Source organism: Spongiibacter thalassae, from assembly GCF_012272835.1.
Taxonomy (GTDB): domain Bacteria; phylum Pseudomonadota; class Gammaproteobacteria; order Pseudomonadales; family Spongiibacteraceae; genus Spongiibacter; species Spongiibacter thalassae.
Genome location: NZ_JAAWWK010000005.1, coordinates 192169 through 215953, shown reverse-complemented (window position 1 = coordinate 215953; position 23785 = coordinate 192169). Strand labels below are relative to the sequence as shown.

23 protein-coding genes and 1 tRNA gene are annotated in these 23785 nt (G+C 52.0%); 16 read left to right on the top strand and 8 right to left on the bottom strand.

Translation table 11 applies throughout. The annotated features are described in order from the left end of the window. Positions 1–145 precede the first annotated feature (145 nt). From HCU74_RS14325 to HCU74_RS14305, 5 genes are all read left to right on the top strand, one after another. Positions 146–1015 carry a hypothetical protein gene (locus HCU74_RS14325; protein WP_168451117.1) on the top strand — a complete coding sequence of 290 codons (870 nt, stop codon included), beginning with the start codon at positions 146–148 and terminating at the stop codon, positions 1013–1015. Continuing rightward, a complete protein-coding gene (qatB, locus tag HCU74_RS14320; protein ID WP_168451116.1) occupies positions 1015–1881 on the top strand; it encodes a Qat anti-phage system associated protein QatB in 867 nt (288 codons plus the stop codon). Before HCU74_RS14325 ends, qatB begins: the two co-directional genes overlap by 1 nt. Beyond that, a complete protein-coding gene (gene qatC / locus HCU74_RS14315; protein WP_210425291.1) occupies positions 1878–3134 on the top strand; it encodes a Qat anti-phage system QueC-like protein QatC in 1257 nt (418 codons plus the stop codon). Before qatB ends, qatC begins: the two co-directional genes overlap by 4 nt. After that, the gene (gene qatD, locus HCU74_RS14310) at positions 3134–3883 is read left to right on the top strand and encodes a Qat anti-phage system TatD family nuclease QatD (RefSeq protein WP_168451115.1); all 750 of its coding nucleotides are present in this window, start codon (positions 3134–3136) and stop codon (positions 3881–3883) included. The genes qatC and qatD overlap by 1 nt, the downstream gene beginning before the upstream one ends. A 283-nt stretch (positions 3884–4166) precedes the next feature. Further along, the gene (locus HCU74_RS14305; RefSeq protein WP_168451114.1) at positions 4167–4553 is read left to right on the top strand and encodes a hypothetical protein; all 387 of its coding nucleotides are present in this window, start codon (positions 4167–4169) and stop codon (positions 4551–4553) included. A gap of 42 nt (positions 4554–4595) precedes the next feature. Here the strand turns inward: HCU74_RS14305 and HCU74_RS14300 are convergent, their stop codons facing one another. Further along, positions 4596–5108, bottom strand: a complete 513-nt coding sequence (locus HCU74_RS14300) for a hypothetical protein (protein ID WP_168451113.1) — start codon at positions 5106–5108, stop codon at positions 4596–4598. Positions 5109–5228: 120 nt separating this feature from the next. On the opposite strand from HCU74_RS14300, the gene HCU74_RS14295 reads away from it, so the two are divergent. The 6 genes from HCU74_RS14295 (at position 5229) to HCU74_RS14270 (ending at position 11995) form a co-directional block, all read left to right on the top strand. Beyond that, complete coding sequence (locus tag HCU74_RS14295) at positions 5229–5462, top strand: helix-turn-helix domain-containing protein (RefSeq protein WP_168451112.1); 234 nt, start codon at positions 5229–5231, stop codon at positions 5460–5462. Between the two features lie 616 nt (positions 5463–6078). Further along, positions 6079–9738: a YobI family P-loop NTPase gene (locus HCU74_RS14290; RefSeq protein ID WP_210425290.1), complete on the top strand. Its 3660-nt coding sequence runs from the start codon at positions 6079–6081 to the stop codon at positions 9736–9738. An 84-nt stretch (positions 9739–9822) separates the two neighbouring features. Next, positions 9823–10566, top strand: a complete 744-nt coding sequence (locus HCU74_RS14285; RefSeq protein WP_168451111.1) for a GNAT family N-acetyltransferase — start codon at positions 9823–9825, stop codon at positions 10564–10566. A gap of 8 nt (positions 10567–10574) precedes the next feature. Further along, entirely contained in the window at positions 10575–10946 is a 372-nt protein-coding gene (locus HCU74_RS14280) for a glyoxalase superfamily protein (RefSeq protein ID WP_168451110.1), read from the top strand. Then, complete coding sequence (locus tag HCU74_RS14275) at positions 10936–11439, top strand: GrpB family protein (protein WP_168451109.1); 504 nt, start codon at positions 10936–10938, stop codon at positions 11437–11439. Before HCU74_RS14280 ends, HCU74_RS14275 begins: the two co-directional genes overlap by 11 nt. Then, a complete protein-coding gene (locus HCU74_RS14270; protein WP_168451108.1) occupies positions 11432–11995 on the top strand; it encodes a GrpB family protein in 564 nt (187 codons plus the stop codon). The genes HCU74_RS14275 and HCU74_RS14270 overlap by 8 nt, the downstream gene beginning before the upstream one ends. 9 nt (positions 11996–12004) lie before the next feature. Here HCU74_RS14270 and HCU74_RS14265 read toward each other — a convergent pair whose 3' ends face one another. Further along, positions 12005–12532: a hypothetical protein gene (locus tag HCU74_RS14265; RefSeq protein WP_168451107.1), complete on the bottom strand. Its 528-nt coding sequence runs from the start codon at positions 12530–12532 to the stop codon at positions 12005–12007. Positions 12533–13580: 1048 nt separating this feature from the next. Between HCU74_RS14265 and HCU74_RS14260 the strand changes: the two genes are divergently transcribed. Both HCU74_RS14260 and HCU74_RS14255 read left to right on the top strand, forming a co-directional pair. Beyond that, the gene (locus HCU74_RS14260) at positions 13581–14399 is read left to right on the top strand and encodes a replication-relaxation family protein (RefSeq protein WP_168451106.1); all 819 of its coding nucleotides are present in this window, start codon (positions 13581–13583) and stop codon (positions 14397–14399) included. 614 nt (positions 14400–15013) lie between these two features. After that, on the top strand, positions 15014–16138 hold the full coding sequence (locus HCU74_RS14255) for a tyrosine-type recombinase/integrase (RefSeq protein ID WP_168451105.1): 1125 nt from the start codon (positions 15014–15016) through the stop codon (positions 16136–16138). A gap of 40 nt (positions 16139–16178) precedes the next feature. Here HCU74_RS14255 and HCU74_RS14250 read toward each other — a convergent pair. The 3 genes from HCU74_RS14250 to HCU74_RS14240 form a co-directional block, all read right to left on the bottom strand. After that, positions 16179–16255: transfer RNA gene (locus HCU74_RS14250), tRNA-Met, on the bottom strand. 231 nt (positions 16256–16486) lie between these two features. Next, complete coding sequence (locus tag HCU74_RS14245; protein WP_168451104.1) at positions 16487–17050, bottom strand: BON domain-containing protein; 564 nt, start codon at positions 17048–17050, stop codon at positions 16487–16489. Between the two features lie 137 nt (positions 17051–17187). Beyond that, the gene (locus tag HCU74_RS14240) at positions 17188–17388 is read right to left on the bottom strand and encodes a CsbD family protein (RefSeq protein WP_168451103.1); all 201 of its coding nucleotides are present in this window, start codon (positions 17386–17388) and stop codon (positions 17188–17190) included. A 432-nt stretch (positions 17389–17820) separates the two neighbouring features. Here HCU74_RS14240 and HCU74_RS14235 point away from each other — a divergent pair, with 432 nt between their 5' ends. From HCU74_RS14235 to HCU74_RS14225, 3 genes are read left to right on the top strand one after another with little or no spacing between them, the layout of a single operon-like run. Next, on the top strand, positions 17821–18123 hold the full coding sequence (locus tag HCU74_RS14235; RefSeq protein WP_168451102.1) for a hypothetical protein: 303 nt from the start codon (positions 17821–17823) through the stop codon (positions 18121–18123). Between the two features lie 12 nt (positions 18124–18135). Next, on the top strand, positions 18136–18549 hold the full coding sequence (locus tag HCU74_RS14230) for a hypothetical protein (RefSeq protein WP_168451101.1): 414 nt from the start codon (positions 18136–18138) through the stop codon (positions 18547–18549). Next, positions 18546–18890: a hypothetical protein gene (locus HCU74_RS14225; protein WP_168451100.1), complete on the top strand. Its 345-nt coding sequence runs from the start codon at positions 18546–18548 to the stop codon at positions 18888–18890. Before HCU74_RS14230 ends, HCU74_RS14225 begins: the two co-directional genes overlap by 4 nt. A 37-nt stretch (positions 18891–18927) precedes the next feature. Here HCU74_RS14225 and HCU74_RS14220 read toward each other — a convergent pair whose 3' ends face one another. The 3 genes from HCU74_RS14220 to HCU74_RS14210 all read right to left on the bottom strand — a co-directional run bounded on the left by HCU74_RS14220 (position 18928) and on the right by HCU74_RS14210 (position 23683). Then, the gene (locus HCU74_RS14220; protein WP_168451099.1) at positions 18928–19767 is read right to left on the bottom strand and encodes a glycosyltransferase family 25 protein; all 840 of its coding nucleotides are present in this window, start codon (positions 19765–19767) and stop codon (positions 18928–18930) included. A 167-nt stretch (positions 19768–19934) separates the two neighbouring features. Further along, on the bottom strand, positions 19935–21008 hold the full coding sequence (locus HCU74_RS14215) for an ELM1/GtrOC1 family putative glycosyltransferase (protein WP_168451098.1): 1074 nt from the start codon (positions 21006–21008) through the stop codon (positions 19935–19937). 245 nt (positions 21009–21253) lie between these two features. Next, positions 21254–23683, bottom strand: coding sequence for a hypothetical protein (locus HCU74_RS14210; protein WP_168451097.1), 2430 nt, complete (start codon positions 23681–23683; stop codon positions 21254–21256). Positions 23684–23785: the final 102 nt, after the last annotated feature.

Here is a 23785-nt window from a genome sequence, read left to right as displayed (position 1 = left end):
GGGGGATTGGGCTGCGTGCGCTAAATTTTGCGTACCGTGAACACCGAATTTTGCCTGGCGGAAAAAGTGTTCACGCTTAGAGAAAATTCAGTGTTCACAGTGGAGAAAATCGGGTGTTCACGCTAGGGAAAAATCACTGTTCACAGTGGGCAAAAATACGCAGTTTTTGGAAAGTCTCGCCCCGCAAGGGAGTTCTGAGCTTCTGGGTTTGATGGGGTTGGCTGAGCGGTTGGCTCCGCTGCTATTCAGTGCAAGTACGGTTCAAGCTAATCCGAGGTTGGTCAAACGTTTTCTCAACACTGTATTCCTGCGCAAGACCCTGGCTAAACCTCAAAATATCGACGTGGATGTCCAGGTTTTAGCGAAGTGGCACCTTCTTGAGCGGTGCGATGAATCAATCGCGAATGCGCTTGCAGAAAGGGTTTCTGCTGAGAACGAAGGCAAAGTTGAAATTCTTCGCGAGGCAGAGGAAGTTGCAAAAGAGGAGGATCAAAAGCTTCCCACGCTCTTTGGCGACAAAGAGTTTGCGCGTGAGTGGCTCAGGCTCGAACCGCCTCTTGGCGACATGGACTTGAGGCCAATATTGCATCTAAGCCGCGACAGCACGATCAGGGATTTTGGCGCGGATGAGCTAAATGCCGCTGGCAAGGCGCTGCGTGATTCGCTGGTTTCCGCTCGAACATCAAATGATGCATTAAAACAGCAGATTCGAGAGGCCGGGGATATTCAATCTGGCCTTGCTATGGCGAGGGCGTGGGATGCAAGGCGGTCCGGTAGAACCTGGCAGAAGCATGACGAAATTTTGATGTTGACTGAGGTTTGCCGCATTCACCCAAGTGCGGGGCCGCGTGCGGCGGCATTCATTAGTCAAGCGCCTATTGCTCAGCTTGCTCCCGGATTTGTTTCTGCTTTGGCGGACTGTGATTGGGCAAAAGACATTCTGGACAAGTGGGTAAGCGATGCGGATGCGCAGGAGTCTGTGAAGCGGGCAATCACTAATGCGAGGAAGAAGTAATGGGTACGTCAGCATCGAGCTCGGGTGCGGGTACAGGCGCGCCCTTTGATCCTCCATGGCTGGATGATGCTGGCGCCGGTATTGATAGCGACTACGCGGAAGTTCCCCTAAGCCCGGGCGCAACCCCCTCAGATGACGGCAGCAGCACAGAGGATGGGGAGGATAATCAGAATCCGACGACACCACCTGCCGGCCCTGCCAAAGCTCCGCCAGGACGGTATCAACAAGCTCGTGGTGCATTGACCGGGTTTGTACGGTCTGGTAGCAGCTCCGACCTGCGCCGAGGTGTTTCAAGCTTTGTGAAGAAGGGCATGGGAGGATCGTCCAGAGCCGCGAGTCGAATGCGGACTAGCGCAATTGCCGCATCGTCTTTGGGTGGATTTCTTGCCACCGCTCGCGACGGTTCTGATCCAAGCATTAATACTTGGGTCGATTCAATAAAGCAGCGCGGACTTTCTGCCAAGGAAACCGCACTCGAAGTCGTGCAGAAATTGATTCCAACGGGAGGGAGTGTTGACGAGGATTCAGCCAGACACTCCATGGATCATGCTATTGCACATCTCTACGAAGTGGAACCGAACGCCGATATCTTTAATTTGACGGACGATCAAATCGCCAACTTGATGGCTTACACGGTGGCTTTTGATGTTTATAACCGGGTTCAGCTTGAGCTTGGGCAGGTATTTGAAAAACTGAAATATGCGCCCCAGCTTGTGCAGAATCGATTGGGGCAGGTTCTAGATTACGTAATGGTAGTGGTCAATCGATCTATGCAGAAGGCTCGTGCCGGCAGTGCACCACGAGCGATGAGGGAGATTGCGAATGCTGCTCTTCAAGATGCACTGACGGTGTTTGCTGAATCATGAAAATTATCTGTTCAAGTGTTGATGCGCTGCCAGATCCTCTACCTTCAGGAGCGCTGGCATTTACATTCCTGAAATCGTCATCGCGGCCGGGGATTGGTCGCATCGCTAATGGTTGGCTCCGAAAATTGGAAAAGGAAGGTTATGCCCCTTCGGTTTCAGTGTGGGATTTTGTACTGTTTTGCTTTTCTGTCTACGCTGCCGACGTGGCCGTTCTTCGCAAGAAAAGCGCCGATGGATGGACTCGCCAGATTGAGCTGGATATTACACTCAATGACCCGACTCCATGGGATGTAAATCGGCAGCTTGTCGAAAAGATGTTGCGGGTATTGACAGGCGATTTTTGGACATTGCAGTTTTCAGCAGGTGGCCCTGTCCCGCCCAAAGGACAGCGCCGACTTTGTGATCGTGACTGTGTTGCTTTGCTTTCCGGAGGGCTCGATAGCCTGATAGGTGGGATCGATGCTGTAGCACACGGCCATAAGCCAATCTTTGTGTCACAGCGTGCTTTTGAGGATTCAGCCCGACAAACTAAATATGCCAATGAGCTTGGTGGTGGCGAGTGGCATCAGCAGTGGAGCCACCGTGTTGTATTCAAAGGTAAGAAAGAGACATCCACAAGGGCTCGTTCAATGGCCTTCTATGGCCTGGCGGTACTTGCGACTTCGCTGCTACCAATGGAGAAAACAGAGATCCTTGTGGCGGAAAATGGGTTCATAAGCATCAACCCACCTTTATTGCCGGGAAGGATGGCCAGTTTTAGCACCAGAACTACCTACCCGTTGTTCATGTCCATGCTTCAAGAGTTGTTGATAAGCCTGAATATTAAATCCAGTCTTATCATGCCCTACCGATTTAAAACCAAAGGGGAAATGCTGGAAGAATGTGCTGATCAGTCAATGTTGAAGAAACATGCTTGTGACACGACAAGCTGTGGTCGTTTTCGTACCTACAATCGCACGCACTGTGGACGGTGTGTGCCATGCATGGTTCGCAAGGCAGCCATTCAGCATTGGGGGCAAGTTGATACAACACATTACAAATTTCCGTCGTTATCTTCCGCCGGCAAGGCAAAAGCGGATGATCCCATGGCAGTGGCTTGTGCGGTTCTAGCCTCTGAGCAACAAGGTATCGATGCCTTTCTGGGGGCCACATTATCGTTTGCCTCTCAGGCGGATCGACCTCAATTTCGCCGTGTTATTGAGCAGGGATTAAGAGATCTTGGCGTCGTGCTTCGTAGGGACGGCATAATCTGATGGATTTTCATTGCCACTTGGATCTTTATCCTGATGCCCGAAACGTTTATGCGGAAGCATCGGATAGGGTTGAGTTTGTTTGGTTGGTCACTACCAGCCCCAGAGCATTCGCAGCAACATCAAAGGTACTTCTGGCCTCGGAAAAAATATTCATTTCTCCAGGCCTTCATCCGGAAGTTGCTGGTAAAAGATCTGGCGAGCTGGAGATGCTGCTTTCACAGATGGAACAGTACTCTGGGGTTGGTGAAGTCGGTCTTGATGGGTCTTCCCGCTACAAGCAGCATTTTGAACTACAGAAGAACATATTTCAGTCAGTTCTTCAGAAAAGCGTAAATCTCGGGGGGCGAGTCCTTAGCATTCACTCTCGATCGGCTGCAAAAGACGTGTTGTGTTTACTTGAATCTCACCCGGGTTATGGAACTGCCGTTCTCCACTGGTTCACTGATTCACCGTCGCAACTTTCCCGAGCCAAGGAAATGGGCTGTTGGTTTAGTGTTGGGCCTGCGATGGTGGCTTCTGCTAATGGCCGGAAATTGGCCAGCTTAATGCCTCGTGATCGTGTAGTGCCCGAAAGTGATGGGCCATTCGCTAAAGTTCGAGGTGCATCTGTGATGCCGTGGGAAGCTGCGTCAGTAGCAAGTACCTTGTCAGAGATATGGAGTATCCCTGTCGAAGAAGTCGTACTGCTACTTCGCGATAATGGTTCGCGATTAACCCAAGTTCTTGCCGAAGGCAAAAGTGGGCGATAGCATTGAATGGAATCAGCTACAGCAAGTTATTCCCTTTTTGACATTTTTGCCTGTCTTGCAAAGGTCAGGTATACCGCACCAAGCAAAATACTAAATGCGGTGTAGAAAAAAACGCCGACCATAGAGCTCTCCTTTCTAAGCATTCCGTCAAAATTTCCAGCCTATTTTCGAGATCGTTAAAGCCACACTGTGTGGCTTTAACCAAAAATGTAGAGCGATCTCCCACTGTGTTTATGTCACAGCAATCATGCCTTGACATAAATACATCAACCGGAGAAATCCCATGAAAGAAAATATCAAATCCGAAATAATCCAAGAAATCGAGCGCGAGCTCGGCAAATGTATCGCGGACGCCAATGCGCGGGAGCTACTCTCAGTGGCACTGGGTAAACCACACAAAGCATTTTCTGTCTCGATTTCTCAGAAGCTTCACCTGGCAATTTCCTACCGCGCGCTGTCGGAAGGGCTAATGATCAAGGAAGTTCTGATTTTAGCGCTGCTCGATTACCTTGATACTCCTGTTAATCCTGATATTTCACCTGAGCGGTTAAAAGAGCTCATTCTTGAAAAGGCTAGCCGGCGTAACCGCAACAAGGTTAGTCCGGCGCTTCGAGAGATGGTACTTCCCGAACGCTACAGGCAAAAAATGCCTCCTTCTGACGAAGGCTAAATGACTGCCCCTCAGGGCTTAAGCCCTGAGGGGTTCCTCAACCTAGTGCATAGAGGACATGCCTGCGACATAACCTGCGGCATAGTCGTCGCCACCGATCTCCATTTTGCGCTCAAAGACACTTTTCCATTCAAATTTTTCGTTTGGATCAGTTTCCACGCCGATTAACCGCATTGACCAGTGCATGATCTTCGGCGCTGCATAGCCGCCCAAGAACATGAAAACCACTGAAACGGCAAAAATAGCAAGAGAAACGCCGGTCATTACGCTGTCTGGAAATTCTGGGCCACCCAGTGCCAGGACAATGACTTGCACGATACCAAAAACGACAAACGGGATAGCCATGAACCAGATGAAAGCGGTCGCAGACAGCAGAACGCCGACCAGTGCAAACAGGCACATCAGTGCTTTCATGGGATACCACAGCGGCATCAGCATAACGGACAGCAGTTTGCCAGCCAGGCCAGGTTGAGCAGCGACAGCGCGACCAGGGTGTAGCACCAGGTCAACACTATCAGTGCAGGGTGTTAACACTTTCAGATATATCCCTCTCATCCTCATTACCTCCTGATCTACAGTACCGAACCCAACTAGGAACTCAAAACGGAACCTTTAGAGCCCAATTATAAACTATAGTTTATAGATGTTCCAAGGGCTTACTGCGACTCTTCTCCCATGCCACAGAAGCCCACTTACAAGGTTCGCAAGATCCTCGCATCCAATGTGAGACGGGAGCGTATGGCCCGCGGTTGGTCGCAGGAAGGGCTGGGGTCCAAAGCGGGGACCTCCCAGGTGTACATCAGCGAAATTGAAACCGGAAAAAAGGCCGCGTCTGTGGATATGCTCGAGGCTTTGGCCAGCGCCTTGAGCTGCGAGCCCTTTGAGCTGCTTCGCCCCTCCGACATCTAACCCTTCTGTCCCCCAGTCCTCTGCGATAGCCGCCGAGGAAATGAGATGATCTTTTCTGCATCGGTGCGCGGCGTCTGGATCCCACATTTGTCGGTCACTACGCCTATGCCTCAAGGGCTAGACAGACAAATACGGGATCTCGATTGAAAAGCAACGCCTGGCGATGGCTGTAGTGGCTCAGTGGTGTTTCAAGCGAAACACATAACGTGGTATTGCCCATAATTAACCCACCGCATTGTGCTCAAAGCCTGTCACGATCGCGATGCAAATCGCGCCGAAGGCTTGATCTTTACTGGGTTTGGGCGGGATGCAGGCTCTTGATGGGCAAGCACCAAGACCAGCGCAGCTATGGATTGGGTGCTTTTACTCTGAGGCGGGGTTACATCCGCTGATTCAGCTCATATCCAATATGTAGCTGGCCGCGATTGTGTGGGTGACCGTTTTGGCCTCAGAGTAGACAACTATACTGCAGCCACGACCTCCATATCGGCCCGAAACCGCTATTCGATACTCACTGGTATCCACTATCTGAATGCTGCAATATGAAACCTTTGACCTCCGAGTCCAAACATAGAAATTAAATGAACAGCTTTGCTTGCGCAGAGTTAGGGCAGCATTGGATGCATTATCGTCTCTTAAGGGTAAGCTAATTCAGCATCGCATGATAAAGACCATCACCTCCATAGCAAGACGCCTTTCTAACAGGCTCAATACCACCGTTTCATGGTTGGAGAGTAAGGAGCGCTCCATCGGTGCGCAGTCGAAGTTCGTGGACCTTGCACCGACCGATGAGGCAGACGAGACCGGGATCTACTCTGAAGCGATCATGTATGCAACGAGCAATACAAAAGTTACCAATATTGCATTAACTGGCCCCTATGGATCAGGAAAGAGCAGTATTATCCAAACATTCCTGAAAAAGTATCGGCGGCCTGCGCTTCATATCTCACTCGCTGCGTTCACTCCCGAGGCAACTTTGGGGAGCGAGAGCGTCAGTCGCCAAGAGATTGAGAGAAGTATCCTGCAACAAATGTTGTATGGTGCTGACGCAAACAGGCTTCCTTTATCACGGTTTAAAAGAATTCAGTCGCCCGGTGTTGGGGCAGTATTCAAATCTCTATACATAGTGCTTGGGATTATTGCGATTTGGTACGTATTACATGAGCGAGAAGACATCATCAGCGGCGCATTTTTCGTTCCGCTGTCCCTCGGCAACTGGTTTAACCTGGGCAGCATTACGCTCGCAGCAACGTTTTTCTGGGTGACACTGCATCACTTTTATGTCGCGAGCTTTGGTCTGTCACTCAAGAGCATCTCGTTGAAAGACGTTGAGATCAAGCCAGCACATGATGACCAGGCTTCTATACTGAACCGCCACCTAGATGAAATCATCTACTTTTTCCAATCCACTGACTACGACCTTGTGATCATTGAGGATCTAGATCGATTTAATAATGCCGAAATCTTCGTCACACTACGTGAAATTAATAGCCTCGTGAACGAGAATGCAGGTGTGAGGAGAACCATCAGATTCCTCTACGCCTTGCGCGACGATATGTTCACCAATACTGATCGAACAAAGTTCTTCGAATTCATCATTCCTGTGATTCCCATCATCAATACGTCTAATTCGATCGACATGGTACTAGAGCAAGGAAAGAGACTTGAGCTTGACGAGCGTCTTGATCGGCAGTTTCTTAGGGAGGTATCACGGTATCTGAACGATCTTAGATTAATCCAGAACATCTTCAATGAATATGCCATTTACGTAGCCAACTTGGAAACGGATGGAGAAACCATTCTCGACGCCAATAAGCTCCTCGCGATCCTGATCTATAAGAACGTCTATCCAAGGGACTTCGAACAATTGCACCGCGACTCGGGTAATCTCTATAGAATCCTAAACCGCCAAGGGGAGTTAATTCATCAGGCCGAGGAGGCGCATAGAGCCGAGATTACAGAACTCGAAAGGCAGCTTGAAGTTGCCGAGCGACAGACACCATCGGATCTGAGAGAATTGCGGCAAATTTATTCTATGGCCCTGATTGAAAGGCTTCCACCGAATGTGGTTAGCGTCAGTAATGACCAACGAGGATGGGTCCAGCTTTCTCAAGTAGTTAACCACGAGTCTTTCGAACAACTGATTGAGTCGACTCGCTTGTGGAGCCGCACCGCACAACGTCACCACGAGCCGGTCAATGTATCCAAATTACAAAGCGAGGTGAATTCTCAGAAATCCTATCAGCAACGCAAAGAGGAGATCGAAGGCAAGGCGGCGGATAGCAAGAGCAGGAGCCTTCGACAAATACGTGACCTTAAGTCGAGGATTGCAACGCTTCGCACCACGAAGTTCAACGAGCTGTTGCGTTTAAATGCCAACCGAATCCAAGATCTTTTCGAAGACTTCGGGAAAAACGGAAAGCTCGCGCGTTTTCTAATCCTAGAAGGGCATCTCGACGATACTTACTACCAGTACACCTCACTCTTTCACTCAGGCCGTTTGTCGCCAAACGACAATAAATTTCTGATCCAGATACGTGCGTTTGTCACTCCAGAGCCGGATTTTCCTATCGACAATCCAAAAGAGGTCATCGCTGCAATGCGAGATGAAGACTTCCGGCAAAGCTATGTCTTGAATATACGTATTATCGATAGTCTCCTTAGTGAGCGGAGTCGTTACCTCAACCAAACGGAGAAGCTTTTCGGCTTTCTCTCATCAGAATTTGAAAGTTGTGAAGCCTTTTTCAAAGGCTATTATACGAGCGGCCGCTATGTTGGAGAGCTTCTTTCAGGGCTAGTCAAGACATGGAAATCTCTTGTTCCAACGGCCATTGCCAGCGCCAACAATGTTTCTCACATTACCCAGTTGCTCACAAGCCTACCGGAAAGCCAGCTAAAATCCCTCGCAAGGGATTTTGACGAACTACCAGAATTTGTTTCCGCGAACCTTCCAGAGATTCTAGCCAATTCACCCGAATTAACCCCGGAACGACTTGAATGCGTTGGCGTTGAAGTGAATGATCTAGCGGCAATCGAAGAACACTCAGAAATTGTACGTTTTATGTTCGAGAAGGGGCTTTTCGAGCTAACAATGGCTAACCTTGAGCATGCTTACCAATCAATTTTGGGAGAACACGATCTCCAACCACTGCGCGTTCAGAATTTTACTACAATCAGGTCAACGAAGAATGCCGCATTGATAGAGAGAGTCGAGCGGAACTTCAATCGGTACCTACACAATATTCTTTTGGAACTTGAAGACAATTCAACAGAGGACGCTGCGGCGATTCTAACAGTAGTTCGTCAAGACTCGATCGACCAAGATGATCTTCGGCAGTTTCTTGAGCAGCAAACAGTCCTGTTGCCAAATCTAGAGGGCGTACCTGCTAAACTACACCCTATGCTATTCGAGCTATACGCCATTGAGCCTGTTTGGGAAAATGTTATTACATTTATGGAAAGTGAGGGATTCGATGCAGAGAGTTTGATTGGGTATCTCGATCAAGACGATGTTCGTCTGGCTATCCTCAAAAATCCCATATCAAGTGACACAGGTTCGCAGCAATTACGGCGATTCCTTTATGAGGCTGATACTTTGACTGATGCCTCCTATAAAGCTTATATACATGCACTGCCGAAACCATTCAATATGCCACCCGAAGGACTTGAGGCAGCCAAGCTCCGAATTCTGATAGATCAACGAAAAATTACTTTCTCCAAAGCGAGCCTAGATGCTCTCGCAGAAAACCGGGATTTGCAGGTATTTTTCGTTGCGACCAACATAGACACATATCTGGCCGATCCAACACGCTTTGAACTCGACGATGATTTCCGAGAGGAGCTTCTTCGATCTGCAATCGATAGCACCTCCAAACTCAAGATAGTCGAATTGGTGGATCTGGAGTTACTTGTAGACCTTCCCGACAGATCAGCACTTATAGGACCAATTATTAACAAAAGCCCCACTACGATATCTTACGTGAATGGAGCTGTAGCACAATCCTTGATAAAGCATTCGACACCCATAGCGACACAAATTTCGCTCTTTAATAAATATCATTCATTGATGTCAATTGAGGAAGTGCGTCATGTCTTGGGTAGTTTTCAGAAACCATTTTGCGAAATAAATTTCGGGCATCATCGACCTAAACTGCAAAATACTCCTATCAATAGAGATTTTGTCAGCTGGCTTAAATCAAGAAAAATTATCTCTTCATGGCGTGAAGGCGGGTTATTGAGTAACGAAATAAAAGTGAATCTTTTTAGGCGCCGGTAAGTGGGCTTGAATTCCTCAGCCAAGAGCTGACAATCTAGCCTGAACCAACGATGATCCAATTTTTTTCCAGGACGGTTACACACTTTGAAAGGAACGCCAGCCGAAACAAACGAGCATGGCCAAGCTATAGGGGCACCGCTCCCCAACTGGCAAGCTCCGCCAGCATTATCGAAGACTATCATCGGTGGCGAGTTCTGTCGGCTCGAACCACTATCCGTTGAAAGTCATGCAATGCAACTCTTTGAGGCTTTCTCAAGGGATGTGCCGGGAAGGATTTGGACCTATTTGCCTTATGGCCCCTTTGATGATTTAACTGACTTTTGTGATTGGGTTTCAGAGCAAGCTAGGAAAGACGATCCCCTCTTCTACTCCGTGGTCGATACAAACTTGGGGCGGGCCACTGGCGTCGCCAGTTTTATGCGTATCTCCCCGGCGATGGGCGTAGTCGAAATTGGTCACCTCAATTTCTCACCATTGCTTCAACGCACAGCCGCCGCCACTGAAGCCCTCTATCTGATGATAGACCACATATTCGAGTTGGGTTATCGCCGTTGCGAGTGGAAGTGCAACGCACTGAACGAGGCCTCCCGCAATGCCGCTCTGCGGTTGGGGTTTAGTTACGAAGGCACGTTCCGTCAGGCGGCAGTGATCAAAGGACGAAACCGGGATACCGCGTGGTTTTCCATGCTGGATGGTGAGTGGCCTCGGCTAAAAACGGCATTTTCAGCCTGGCTGTCGCCAGACAATTTCACTGAGGACGGTCGCCAACGGCAATCCCTTTCGGCGTTTACCAGCGCTGCCATTAATAAGAATACAGAGACCTTATAGGCCAGGACATGGAATACAAAACCATCCCTATCACACGTATTTTTGACGAGCAAAAAACGAAAAATTTTTACCTGGGCTACCTCGGCATGCAGCTGGATTGGGAGCACCGATTTGAGCCTGGTCTGCCAATCTACATGCAGGTCTCCAAAGGCAATTTTGTCTTGCACCTCAGTGAGCATTCCGGCGATTGCAGCCCCGGTAGCAAGCTTTTCGTTGAAGTGGATAATTTACAAGCCTTGTATGATGAACTGAGCGCAAAAGACTACCCTTTTTGCTCACCGGAGATTGAGACACCACCGTGGGGTGGACGCTGCTTTACGATTACCGATCCCTTTGCCAACCGGATTCTATTTAAGCAAGCAGGTAGCCATGAAGGTTGAGCTTTCAAGCTACGATCTCAACTGGCCGAAGGCCTTCCAAGCTGAGCGTGGGTTTCTGCAAGAGCTTATTGGTGATTGGCGTGTCGGCACCATTGAACACGTTGGCAGCACCGCGGTGCCGGGGATGGTGGCAAAGCCAGTTATCGACATAATGTTCGGCGTGGAAAGTCTCCCAGCTTCTAGGGCAGCCATAGAGATTTTGGCGCGCAACGGCTACTGCCACTCCCCCTACAAAACGGATGTAATGCACTGGTTCTGCAAGCCTTCTCCGGAAATGCGAACCCACCATTTACACCTGATCCCCTACCATAGTGCTCTATGGATGGAGCGAATCGCCTTTCGCGACATTCTGCGTAACAAACCCGACGTAGCTCGGGAATACGCAGAGCTAAAGCAGGCGCTGGCAGCCGATATGGCCGATGATCGGGAGGCTTATACTCAGCAAAAATGGCCGTTTATCAAACGGGTATTGGACGACGCGAAGAATGGCTAGTATCGATGTTGAAATTGGTCTAATCGGCGGCGCTGAAATGCGCGAAGTCGCCCTTTGTTATTACAATCCAGACTGGCCAGGCCAGTATGAAACTGAGGCCGTAAAGATCAGGCGGGCTCTGCGCAACCATGTGCTGCAGATCGAGCATATTGGCTCAACTGCGGTGCCGTTACTGGCTGCAAAACCGATCATCGACATCTTGTTGGTGATCGCCGACCCCGGCGTTGAGGCGGAGTACCTGCCAGCGTTACTTCAGACTGGCTATCAACTGCGCGTTCGCGAGCCAAAGGATGACCAGCACCGTATGCTCAGAACACTAGCACGCGATGTTCACATTCATATCTACCCGCCATGGTCTGGAGAAGTTGATCGATATTTGCTGTTCCGCGATCAGCTTCGCGCCAGTGAGAATGACAGGATTGAGTATGAACGCACGAAGCGTCGGCTGTCGCAAAAGGTGTGGGCAGATATGAACGATTACGCTGCAGCCAAGAGTGAAATAGTTGAGGCTATAATCGCCAGAAGACGCGCTGATCTGCTGAGGAATGCTACTTAACTTGCTTCTTTATTGCGGCACCTCAACACTGTGAATACAGCGGCTTGGGACATTCAAAAATGAGAGCGCGTCAATCTGCTTCCAGGGCTGTAGAAATACCACGCTGTGATGCTGATTTCTCGATTCTTCCACAACGAAAACGTCACTATTCTCGTCGCCTAAATTGCCAAATTTAGCAACGGACAGCGTGGTGATTTCACTAGGGAAAACAAGAATTTTGGCTGAGGGAAGAGTGGCAAATTCCTTAATATTTCTTGGCCTAACCCACCTCAATCGGATCATGATTTCCATGATTTTCAGATCAGGGCTGCTTTGAAAATACGCCCCCAAAGGGTCTCTTATGACATCTGCCAGGCGGCACTCAAAGGGTGACAGCGGGACGTGTTCACCCGCAGGAATATCAGGTTTGTTCGGCAGAAAATATCGACAGGTTTTGCCTTTGCGGGAGAGTGTCATGTGGCGGGAAAATGGTTCCCAGTGCCAGTGATCTAACTGATCGTCCGAACGGCTGTCCTCAAGATTACTTGTACGCTGCATCAATCGTTTTCCTCCCGACATCCACTCATTTTAACCCCAAAATAGCGTTAAATTACCAGGCAAATTGGCGATTCCATCAAGGTCAATAGGGCTCGATACCAGCCTCCGGGATCAGGCCATTAGCACCCTTAAACGCATTATTTCCAGCGGGAAATAACAATCTGATCGTCCGATTAGTTGACCCTGAGCAGACGACGGAATCTTTCCAGATCAAGGCCTGCAGAGAGCGCTGATTTGCGCGTAAGGCCCCATTTTTCTGTCCCTGAAAGATTGCATTTTGAAGAAAATTGGGCGCGCTAATCTGCTTCATCAGGCGCTGCGAAAGCACGCCTTCGCGCCGCCGGCTCCGCCGGCCACCCGAGCTGACGGAGGGGTGTAATTCGAGCGGTCGGGCCCCGGATTGAGGCCGTAGGCCGGTCGCAGCGCGACAATCAGGGCCGCTCGAATTGCACCCCGTGTCCAACCCGACGGGGGTCCCCGCGAGCGGGGCGTCGGGTGGAGTCCGAGGATGCCGCCGCCGCAGGCGGGCAGGAGCGTTAGCGACGATACGGCATTCGCAGGACCTGGAAATGCCGCAGCCCGCAGGGCCACCGGGCGGGCCCCGATAAGCAGCGCTAGCTGGTTATTGGGCCGGTGGCACTAGGGGCGAGCGGAGCGAGCGCTTTTCCAGCCCGTCAGGGCGGGTGGCCGTCGAAGACGGCGGCGCGAACTCACTTGTGGAAAAGCACAGCTTTTCCGCAAGCAGTCTTGGCCTGTTCGGGGCCCCGCGACAGCGGGGTGGCGGGCAAAGACCTTCCAGAAATCAATGAGTTGGAACTCACTAGGCAAAGATGCTTCCTACGTGATATCGCTTCGGGCAGAGGTTGGAGAGCCTCAGAACTACCCGGACGAAATGGCCGGACTCCGTGCTGGACATCCAGTCCACCGATATGTCGCCCCGAGCGTCCGACAGAGCCAGCGCCCTCTCTTGCATAGGCCAGCAAGATCAATTCTCGTGGCGTGTTCTCCTACTGTGATTGTGAAGTCCAATTAATAGGAGAGAAACCCCATGAAATTTAGCGACTACGATTACCACTCCGCCAAAGCGCGCTCAGGCGAAAAGCTTGGGCAAATGCTGCGATGGCTATACAGGTGGGAGGTATCTAGCGTACATGCGCTAGCGGAGTTGTTTGGCACGAAAAGATCAGCCACTTACTCTACACTTGCACGATACGAAAAATTTGGCTTAATTGACTCATTCACAATGCCCAATGTTTGTGGTCGGGTTTACCACTTAAAAAAGAATGGAGTTTCGACCGCCCGAGAACTATTCGTGGGCCATAAAGACGAGCACCTAAAAACGGCCTATTTCCCTTCAAAAATAAATAGGAGTCATGTGGTCCACGATCTATTGACGCAGCATATTGTCTTGCGTCTGAAATCCGAACATAGTCAGGCGCGCTTTTTAACCGATAGGCAGCTCAGATTGAGGCAGAAATTTTTCTTGCGGCAAGACTACAAAATTCCAGACGCTGTGGTGCATTTGGGATCGCATAAAAAACCGCATCAGGTTCTGATCGAAGTTCAGGAATCTCCTTTACGATCCTATCATTTGGAACTGATTCTTTCCCTATATGCGGAATCAATTATCCGGGGCGAAATTCAAGGATTGGTCTTTGCAAGCACAAAGAGAAATATTCTGGAACATGCGAGGCGGATAATTGATCGTGGGGTTCGCTCTTTTGATTATATCGATGGACGTTGGCACCCAATTAACCCGACGGTTCGTCAAGGGCCACTTTCATTAAGTATGCTTGGGGATTCGATTGTGTTATACGACCTCAGCCATTACGCGGGCAGGTATTACACCCACATAATTCGCGGATAAAGGAATCTTTTTGATATCAGCTGAGTAGGTCGTGCGCGCTCAAGATTTGCATATGCGCACAGCTCGAAATGCTGTCATCAAATTGACAGGGCTAAGTGCCCGCCTAGGCCAGTGAATGTAGTGAAGTAAAGTAGGCAGGTCCGGCGTCTGTATGGGGCGGGATTTCGTTTTCTCTAAGTGAGTTTTTGGCGGAATTTGATGCTCCTCCGGGCCTAGCCTTTTTCTTGTCTAAAATCTGAATATTCCCACCTGAAAAAAGGCTTTTATAAGCCCAATTAATTATCGGCTGCTTAGTGGCGGTGCTTCTTGCTCCGTCCCTTCGAACGACTTTGTGGAAGGTTCTCCCACTGTACCCCAGAGATGCCAAGTTGGGAGTGCTCAATGAAAGACGAAACACTCATTTCACCAATCCAGCCCCGAATTTTGAGGCTGCCAGATGCGTGCCGTTACCTCGGTATCTCCAAAACGCTATTTAACCGAGAAGTCCGGCCGCATGTTGCGGAGCTAAATTTTGGTGGAAACAGCTCCGCCTTTGATCGCCTTGATCTGGATCGCTGGGTGGAGGATCATAAGCACTGCAACGGACGTCTCGGTCAATCTCAAGGAGATCGATTATGGGACGTAAAAAATCGCCGGGGCTCACCCTCAGGGGTGGGGTCTGGCACGTTGACAAAGTCGTCTACGGACAGCGAATTAGAGAGTCTACTGGTACAAGCAACCTCGAAGAAGCCGAAGCGTTTTTAGCGCACCGCATTAACTCATGTCGTCAGTCCAAGATCTATGGTGTGCGACCGGAGTGGAAGTTTAGAGATGCGGCAGCGAAATACCTGCAGGACAACATGGACCGGCAGGGCATTTCGAAAGACGCGAGTCGAATCAAGGTGCTTTTGCCCTTTATTGCGGACGTACCATTGCGCTATTTGCACGATGGTACATTGCAAGGCTATGTGAATGATTGCAGGGCTCGTGGCCTGAAGTCCAAGACCATCAACAATGGATTGGAGATGGTGCGACGAATTCTCAATCAGGCGGCACGGCGGTGGCGGGATGAAAATGGCCTAACCTGGCTCGAAGTTCCACCACTCATTACCATGTTGCCTTCGCATGATTCTCGGTCGCCGTATCCGCTGGATTGGGAGGAGCAGCGCATGCTGTTGCGTAAGCTCCCTGACCACTTGGCTGCTATGACGCTGTTCAAGGTCAATAGCGGGACAAGAGAACAGGAAGTTTGCCGCCTGCGTTGGGACTGGGAAATTGCTGTTCCTGAGCTCAATACGTCGGTATTTCTGATCCCAGGTGACTGCGTCAAAAACAGAGAGGATCGTCTGGTGGTGCTCAACCGCATAGCTCGCTCAATCATTGAGGCGCAGCGGGGCAAGCATCCAACCCACGTATTCACCTTTCGCGGCCGTCCGATTGGTGGTATGCGCAACTCCGCTTGGAAGCGGGCTCGGGCGGAAGCCGCCAAGGCCCATGCGGAAAAGCTGGGGCAGCCTGTCGCGTGGGGCTTTGAGAATTTGCGTGTGCATGATCTTAAGCACACCTTTGGGCGTCGCTTAAGGGCGGCGGGCGTACCACTGGAAACGCGCAAAGTCTTGCTGGGCCATCGGAATGGCGACATTACTGCGCACTACTGTGCGCCGGAAATTGAGGAGTTGTTGATCGCAGCAAATAGGGTTTGTGGGGACGAATGTCACAAAACTCCCATACTCACGCTGCTGAAACGAAAAACGGCTTAGCAGATAATCCGCTAAGCCGTTGATCTACTTCACTAAAATTTGGTAGCGGGGGCAGGATTCGAACCTACGACCTTCGGGTTATGAGCCCGACGAGCTACCAGACTGCTCCACCCCGCAATTGACTGGTTGTCTTGTTCTCTAAGACAGGACGCGCATTATAGGGATGAGAATTCGATCTGGCAAGGGGTTTCCTGCTTTTTTCTCAACTCACTAAAACCCAGGCCCGTACTGGGCAGTTTTCGACCAACCCACAACGCCGTGAGGAAGAAGCGGCGCGTGGGCATTCATACGCCGCCCTGTGCAGGCATCACACAACGTATACATGCTTCGGGGCGGCGATGCTAACGCTTACTTTTTTACCTCAAGGTTATCCTTAACTTCCTTCACGTGGTCATAGCCCTTGGCTATTTCAATCGCGAGGTCGTGGGATGCATCGCTGCGCACGGTGCCGGTCAGGGTCACCACGCCATTTTTCGTATCGACATCAATCGAAGTAGCTTCAATACTGTCATTAACGGCGTATTTCATATTCAGCCCCGCGGTGGTGGACAGATCATTCCATGTTCGGGCGAAGCTATCGCCGGTCTGTTCCATTTTGCTACGGTAGTTTGCATCCACTTGAATATTGTTGGTCACGTCTTCGACGCCCTCAACATTTTCGGTAATCTCTTCGGCGAGATCTTTTTCAATTTCCGAATTTACCACGCCCGCCAGAGTGACGTTTCGATTGTGCACCTTGGTGTCAATATCAAAATTATTCAGCTCACCGTTCAACATCAACGCGGTTTCGATCTTCCCATCCAGCCAGGCATCTCGGGATTCGCCTTTCCATGAATTTGTACCCGCGCTTGCAGCTACGCTGACCAACACCGCGGTAATGGCACTTGCAAGAATAGTCGCTTGATATTTCATAAACACCTCCGTGAGATACACCGCGACGGATCCTGTGGTCGCATTCGCGGTGTATTTTTACCGTTGCTAACTGAATATTTCCGGCCCAGGGTTATCGGTCGCACAGCGACGCTCAACCCCGGCTACATCGAAAACCTTCAGTGCAGTTTCTTTTTCATTTCTTCAAACTGCTTTTCCGCTTCGTCTTTGGCCAGACCTTGGCGCTCTTGCAGCATGCCGATCAGGCGCTCACTGCTGCCTTCAGCGGCTTCGAGGTCATCATCTGTGATGTTCGCCCATTTTTCCTTGATCTGACCTTTGAGCTGTTTCCATTTACCTTCAGCAATATCTCTGTTCATGGGTTACTCCTTAAAGGTTTCGTTTCTGCCGCCCGGAGCGAAGTGCTCTGGCTTTGGCCTTGTATTCAAGCTTACTGATGTTAGTAAACCTGCATCGGTCGTGCTGAACATTTCGCACGACGCAGTTAATACGACAGGGCAAAACGCCGTAGTTCAACGCTATTTATGAATAGTTTATTTAACCTCAATGCCATAGCTGGCACCTATCAGCCGAGTATGCACCGTGTTCATTGGTTTCACTGATCGCCCGCCCGCCTCACTATCGTTAGTAGTAATCGTTACCGCTTTTCGCCGAACTCATTGCTAACCGCACAGTCACTCTTATAAGCGCCAGTACTTGATCAAGGTACTTAAAACGCGCCGATCCGTAGACGAAATTCCCGTGCAACAGCACAACCAAACTTGATCAACCACTACAACAGGAGGCTCACCATGGAAGCCACAAAGTCCAACGCCCACGCCGCTGACTCTGCCCACGCAAAAGTCGATCACGCCGCTGAGCGCGCCCACGAAGCGGTTAATCGCGCCGCCCAGTTCGCCGGTACCGGAGAGGAAAAGCTGCAACACCTTGCCGAGGAGCTACGAACTCAGGCCGAGCAGTTAGCCAATAGCGCCAAGCGCCGGTCCGACGAAGCCAGTGCTGCGGTCAGCGACTACACCCGCACCCACCCACTGAAAACACTGAGTCTGGCCTTTCTACTTGGCGCCGTAGCTGCGTTTCTGTTCCGTCGCTAAACAACGATTATTATGACGACCATTGAAGACCGCCAGCACACCGATGCAGCCGGCAATAAGCCTGAGGACGCCCCTGAGACATTGCCCGAACTGGATCTGCACACCCTGCTTGGTGCCCACGGAGAGCAATTTTATTGCTTGCTGGAAAGCGCTGAGCTACGCAGTCGCCTGGTACTGATGAGAGTACTGAAGGCTGCTGCGGGCACACTACTGTTTGTGTTCGCAGCCTTCAGTGCATGGGTCTTTCTGGTAGCGGCCTTGCTATCCTTATTGGTAACCGCCGGTGCACCGGTTGCGGCGGCACTACTGCTCGGCGGGCTAATAATGGCACTGACGACCATCCTGCTTTGGAAGAAGCTGACCGGCACCTTTCAACACAGTTTTTTTCAGCATCGCGCGGGTTCAGCGGAGGACTCAAACCCATGACAAAAGAGTCACGCCTTCGCCACTCCCTTGCTGAACTGAAACAACGACGCGAGCAGCTTGCACAGCGCAATCGGTTAATGCGGCACTACTACCGGGAGCAATCACGACAGCGCGCAGTGCGCCCCTCGACGCTTCTGGGCGCGGGTATATTCGGCGCACTTTGTTATTGTATCGCGGCATCTTCATCAGCCAGTTCACCGGGGCGAGGCGTCATCGCCACCGAGACTCGGCATATTTTACTGGATCTGCTGGACCGGCAATGCGACCGCTGGCTGTCCAGGTTTATTCGCAGTACCGCGAAGAGTATGCAGCACAATACAGCTGTGCGAAATAAACACTAATGCCACTCTCGCAGGCATGGCATCGGCGCGCACTCCGCTAATCCAGCAGGTAAGCTGCTTCACCTTTCGCACGCAAGCGCGGGCTTTTACCGGGCCGCACAAAGGGCAACGTCGCGGGATAGTAATCGCGATAGTGGGTCTTCAGATGCCAATGCCGCCGCAAGCTGAAATACAGCTTCACCGGATGATAAGCCAGCCTTTCGAACAGCGTCATTGCGCGACTGCCAGGGTCCGCTTTTTTGGCAATATTCGATTCACGTTCCACTTCATAGGCAACGTGGGGTTCTACTGAGAAGGTATCCAGGCCAAATATATATCCGTGGTCGAAGACGCCATCTATCGCCTCGTAAATCGTCGCCGCATAGCGCAGAAACTTGACCATGCCGTCTCGGCTGAACAGGTAGGCCTGTGCGCCAAGGGTTCCCCGCTCAGGACGCGTCAACACGATGCCCGGCACCAGTTCTTTAACCCGCTTGCGCCGACGAATTTTAAGATCCATCAGGCGTACAAAATCCCGCTGTTCTCCCAATAGCGCCTGCAGGGTTTCAGCAAATCTCGGTTCGAGCACCACATCGTCTTCCAGCACACAAACGTAATCGCAGCCCTGGTCATAGGCTTGTTTTATTACGCGATAATGGGACAGGTAACATCCCAGTTCGGTGTTCGTCAGCAGCCGCCTCAAGCGCAGCATCGCCAACCTGTCGTTGAGTTTTTCTCCTGCCGCGAGCGGCGGACGAGTCGAGCGACCATCAACGGCGGCGAACAGCGACGCTGTAACGCCCTGAGACTGCAAGGACCGAAGCAGCAAGCGGGTGTGCGCTGCCTCCGGCTCAAGGCTGATAACAAAACATGCCAGAATGGGGTCGAGTTTCGACATGGGTGTCCTATTGTTTCGCAGTGTCTGTTTCGCTGAGCCTGTTTGCCAGAGTCTGCTACAGGAATTCGAGGTGATATAACATCGAGGCCATATTCGACTAACCCCAATCGCCCCATGATGCCACCCGGTAGATGAAGGCTTTATGTCAGCATGATTTACGACGGAACTCACGCCATCGCGTCGGCCACCAGTGGGTGTACCAACCGCGAGGTAGGGGCCAGATTGCGCAGCACACCGGTCGCAACCAGCTGGCGAAAAATAGCCGTCAATTGCTCGTCGTAGGATAACGCCGGTGCATAGGGTGTAGGTTGATACTCGGCAAGATCAGCGATTTTCCACCGCTCCAGCAAACCGCTGGACTGCATATGCGCGACCATTTCGTGGTGGGTTTGCCCATCAGCCCTCTCCGCTGGGCTAAACGCCACAACGGGCTTATTCATTGCCACTGATTCCGACAACATACTGAGGCTATCTTCGCTGCAAAATATTCGGCTGGCCGCACCGAGATAGGCGGTTAAGGGCGTAGCGTTGGCCTCGCCGTACCAGATCGACGAAGCCACGGCCGCGCTGTCCAGATAATGCTGCAAACACTGGAGGCCCTCGCTGCCGGTTCTCCGCGAGGTGCTGAGCAACCATCGTATGCCGTGGATCTCGGCCAGGGTATTCAGGGCCTGCGCAAGCGATTGCCAGTCCTGCACAGTGTAGCGATAGCCGCTACCGTCGCCACCGACAAACAGCGCCCAAAGCGGCGTGGGATGTGTATCCCGCATGGCTCGCCCCGCTGCGTCACACACATGGCGATCAATGCTGCACATCGCGATATGGCTTGCCACGGCGTTTACCTGCCCCTCCTTGCCGAAGCCCGTAATGTGAGCATCAAAGTCCGACTCGGCAAAGCAGTAGATGTTACCAATAGCAATATTGCGGCTCTGCCAAAGACGTTTCAGTGCCACGTTCAACGCCACCACATTACCGCCAAAGGAAATAATAAGATCGGGACGCTGGCCCGGCAGCGCCGATATGTTATAGAACGTCAGCAATCCCCGACACAGGCTTCGCCGCCCCCATGCTGCGACTTCGCGGAGTGGCCGGTTGAGCAACTTCGCCCGGGGTTTCGCGCGCATCACCGTAATGGCTACCGGCGCAGACAAGCGCTGCTGAATCAACTTCGCCAGACCCAGCGACTGGGACAGGTGCCCCGGCTTGCCGTCGTATATCACCAGAATATTGATCGTACCCATCGCCCGTACCGCCCCTCCCTGTTTGACTCGTTGTGAGTATCTGGCGCAGGACTGCGTGGGCTGCGACCAGTGGAAGTGGGAGTATCAGCAACGGGGTTTACGTTGAGGTGGTAGTTTTATGAAGAATTTATTGGCAGTGGTATAAAAAGACGGGAAGGAAAACGAATGAGGGCTTGAACAAGCCGATGAGGGAGGCCTCCCTCATCGGCTGATCACGTCGGCGTGACCGACGCGGGATTAACTGTTCAGGAACCGGAAGACCCTGCGCCGGAACTGCTACCGCTGAACGCCGACTCGAAGGTGCCGTCGCTATAGGTGATAACAACAATCCCTGCGTCTTCGTCGATGTCCGCGTACTTCTCACCGCCCTGTTCAATTTTACCGTTGATACCCTGCTCAGGGTCAGCGGGATCATTCAGGGTTAACATCACATTGTTGTGGTTGGTGATCGTAACCGAGCGACCCGCGGCATCATCACTCAAGTCGGCAACATGGGCCACGGTAAGTGAACTGCCATTGTAGACCAGCTCAAGATTGATGGTGACTTCTTCAAATCCGCTGCGGGTACCGTTGGCGGTCACTTTGACCACATCGGCAATACCGTCCAACTGCGCGGCAAAGATCAATGTTAATGACGCGTCGGCAAAATCAGCTTCTTCGTTCACCACCGTGCACTGCTCAGCACTGCCCTCGCTGGTAAAGCCTGTCTCGTGGTCATAGCCCCCCTCGTCAGTGGTCTGCCCGGTAACAGAGGTGGTTTTACTTGAGTTTCCGCTGCAGCTGGCGTCAAACTTTTCCAGTGTTGCAGAGATACTGGCCCGCAATTGATCGCCGCTGGTGTTATAGAGACGCCCGGAGAGGGTCAGCGCGATATTATCGATCAGCAGCGCACTGTCCGCTTCTTCACCACTGGTCGTGCCATTAATACTGCTGTCCTCGCGGTAGTAACGGTCGTGACTGCCATCAATACGATCAACTGACATCGCCAGTTCGCCGTCGAAGCCGACCGGGTCAGTGACCTCATCGCTCGCCAACTGATTCAGGCTCACCGCCAGCGCCGCCGACAGGTCGGTAACCACCACGGTGGCATGGGTTTCACCCACGGTGCTCTCCTCACCCACACCGGGGAGAGGTGAGCCGCCCGTGGTGGTTTCGCTGGAGCGGGTTTGCACATCCAGTGTTGCGGTTACCGCCGACGTATCGGCAATACTTAATACCGCTACAGCAGTGCTCGATGAACCGCTGATCGACAGATCCACAGGCCCCTCGTGATCGACAGTCGTCTCACCTTCCGCGGTTGTCTCGGTCTGCTCCACCGCGCTGTCATCCACCGCCGTCAGCGCCAGATCAACGCCGATATCAAGCTCATCGTTCACCGCAATAGTCAGCGTCTGGTCGATGCTGTACTCAACCCCGGTCGCCGTTGCAGTGATAGTGACTTCAATGTCGCCTTCGGTGTGACTGGCCGGCGGCGTTTCCTCATTGAGCTGTGCTTCGCGATAGGCCGCATGGGCCGACGCAATCGCGTTGACACCCAGCCCCAGGGCATCAAGGGTCGCGCTGGCGTCATCCGACATCATGTCTGCGGCTATACCGATTTGCGCATGGAAGCCCTGCCCCGCGCTTAATTGCGCGCTGCTCAGGTTTGCCGCCGAACCAAAGTTGCGCAACTGCTTAACAAAGGCCTTGGTCGCCTGCAGCCCCTCGGAACCGACGTCGTCGGGCGCGTCGCCGCGGTCAGCCACCGTTGAGCCACCGGCCAGGCTGGATTTTTCAGCGTTGACCTCATTACTCACCTGGGTGACTGCCGTATTGGTAACACCGGCAACATCATCCACCTCCCCAAGCAGGCCCTGGGCGGCATCGAAAATCTCTTCCAGACTCAGGGTATCGGCGGGGGTGTCTTCGTGCTCGGCAACACCGCTGTCGACATACTGGCTGACAAAACCCTCAAGCGCCTGCTCAAGGGTGATGTCGTTGCTGCTACCCAGTGCCGCAGCCACCACTGCCGCCGCCTTGACGTTGTATTCCAGCGCGTCCTTGGTCGCGGTATTCAGCGACGTAGAGCTGGTAATGTCTACAATGGGCTGGTCGATAAGATTGCCGGTCAGTTTGAACTTGTTGGCCACCTGGGCATTGGCCGCCGAAGCCGCGTCGAACACGCGACCGCCCTTGGCGACCTTGTCGAGGGTAAACTGCGCCGCGATATGAGTCAGTGGCGTCACGCTCGCGGAAATTTGGCCACTGGCATTGGGGATCACCGCCGCCATCGTAAAGTCCGAGGCCAGCTCATAGGATTCGCCAAAACTGACAATGGCGTCGCCATTGCTGTCGCGCTGGCAAACCAGAAGGTCACAACGCATTGTCGTGCCGGTAGCCGCAGAGGTCACTTCAACGTACACCACGCCGCCAGTGTAGTTGGAGTTCAATACCAGCGAATAACTGCCATCCTCGCCAGTGGTCGTCTGGGTGGCCAATTTCACGGTGCGATCGACTTCACCGCTTTCGCTGATGGCATAGGCGTTTACCACGCCCCCGGCGATAACACCCTTGGACGCCCCGCCCTGAACCCCCTCGGCGGGCGCACGGCTGCCGCCACCTCCACCACTGCTACTGCTTCCGCAGGCAGCCAGTACCGAGGATACTGCGAGCGCGAGTAATACGTTCTTGTTCATTAATATTCTCCCTATCAGATCGGCGTTGCAGGGCCTGTGATAATGAAGATGGTGCTGCCCTGCGATGTAGAATGCGGCGCCACCAAACCATAGCCGGCGCTC

Bases quoted from the DNA above. Each gene is read 5' to 3' on its own strand.
- HCU74_RS14235 (WP_168451102.1), top strand. From the start codon at position 17,821: ATGGAAGCCACAAAGTCCAACGCCCACGCCGCTGACTCTGCCCACGCA.
- HCU74_RS14295 (WP_168451112.1), top strand. From the start codon at position 5,229: ATGCCACAGAAGCCCACTTACAAGGTTCGCAAGATCCTCGCATCCAAT.
- HCU74_RS14300 (WP_168451113.1), bottom strand. From the start codon at position 5,108: ATGAGAGGGATATATCTGAAAGTGTTAACACCCTGCACTGATAGTGTT.
- HCU74_RS14240 (WP_168451103.1), bottom strand. From the start codon at position 17,388: ATGAACAGAGATATTGCTGAAGGTAAATGGAAACAGCTCAAAGGTCAG.
- HCU74_RS14270 (WP_168451108.1), top strand. From the start codon at position 11,432: ATGGCTAGTATCGATGTTGAAATTGGTCTAATCGGCGGCGCTGAAATG.
- HCU74_RS14230 (WP_168451101.1), top strand. From the start codon at position 18,136: ATGACGACCATTGAAGACCGCCAGCACACCGATGCAGCCGGCAATAAG.
- HCU74_RS14225 (WP_168451100.1), top strand. From the start codon at position 18,546: ATGACAAAAGAGTCACGCCTTCGCCACTCCCTTGCTGAACTGAAACAA.
- qatD (WP_168451115.1), top strand. From the start codon at position 3,134: ATGGATTTTCATTGCCACTTGGATCTTTATCCTGATGCCCGAAACGTT.
- HCU74_RS14210 (WP_168451097.1), bottom strand. From the start codon at position 23,683: ATGAACAAGAACGTATTACTCGCGCTCGCAGTATCCTCGGTACTGGCT.
- HCU74_RS14275 (WP_168451109.1), top strand. From the start codon at position 10,936: ATGAAGGTTGAGCTTTCAAGCTACGATCTCAACTGGCCGAAGGCCTTC.
- HCU74_RS14220 (WP_168451099.1), bottom strand. From the start codon at position 19,767: ATGTCGAAACTCGACCCCATTCTGGCATGTTTTGTTATCAGCCTTGAG.
- HCU74_RS14255 (WP_168451105.1), top strand. From the start codon at position 15,014: ATGGGACGTAAAAAATCGCCGGGGCTCACCCTCAGGGGTGGGGTCTGG.
- HCU74_RS14305 (WP_168451114.1), top strand. From the start codon at position 4,167: ATGAAAGAAAATATCAAATCCGAAATAATCCAAGAAATCGAGCGCGAG.
- qatB (WP_168451116.1), top strand. From the start codon at position 1,015: ATGGGTACGTCAGCATCGAGCTCGGGTGCGGGTACAGGCGCGCCCTTT.
- HCU74_RS14280 (WP_168451110.1), top strand. From the start codon at position 10,575: ATGGAATACAAAACCATCCCTATCACACGTATTTTTGACGAGCAAAAA.
- HCU74_RS14260 (WP_168451106.1), top strand. From the start codon at position 13,581: ATGAAATTTAGCGACTACGATTACCACTCCGCCAAAGCGCGCTCAGGC.
- qatC (WP_210425291.1), top strand. From the start codon at position 1,878: ATGAAAATTATCTGTTCAAGTGTTGATGCGCTGCCAGATCCTCTACCT.
- HCU74_RS14215 (WP_168451098.1), bottom strand. From the start codon at position 21,008: ATGGGTACGATCAATATTCTGGTGATATACGACGGCAAGCCGGGGCAC.
- HCU74_RS14245 (WP_168451104.1), bottom strand. From the start codon at position 17,050: ATGAAATATCAAGCGACTATTCTTGCAAGTGCCATTACCGCGGTGTTG.
- HCU74_RS14265 (WP_168451107.1), bottom strand. From the start codon at position 12,532: ATGCAGCGTACAAGTAATCTTGAGGACAGCCGTTCGGACGATCAGTTA.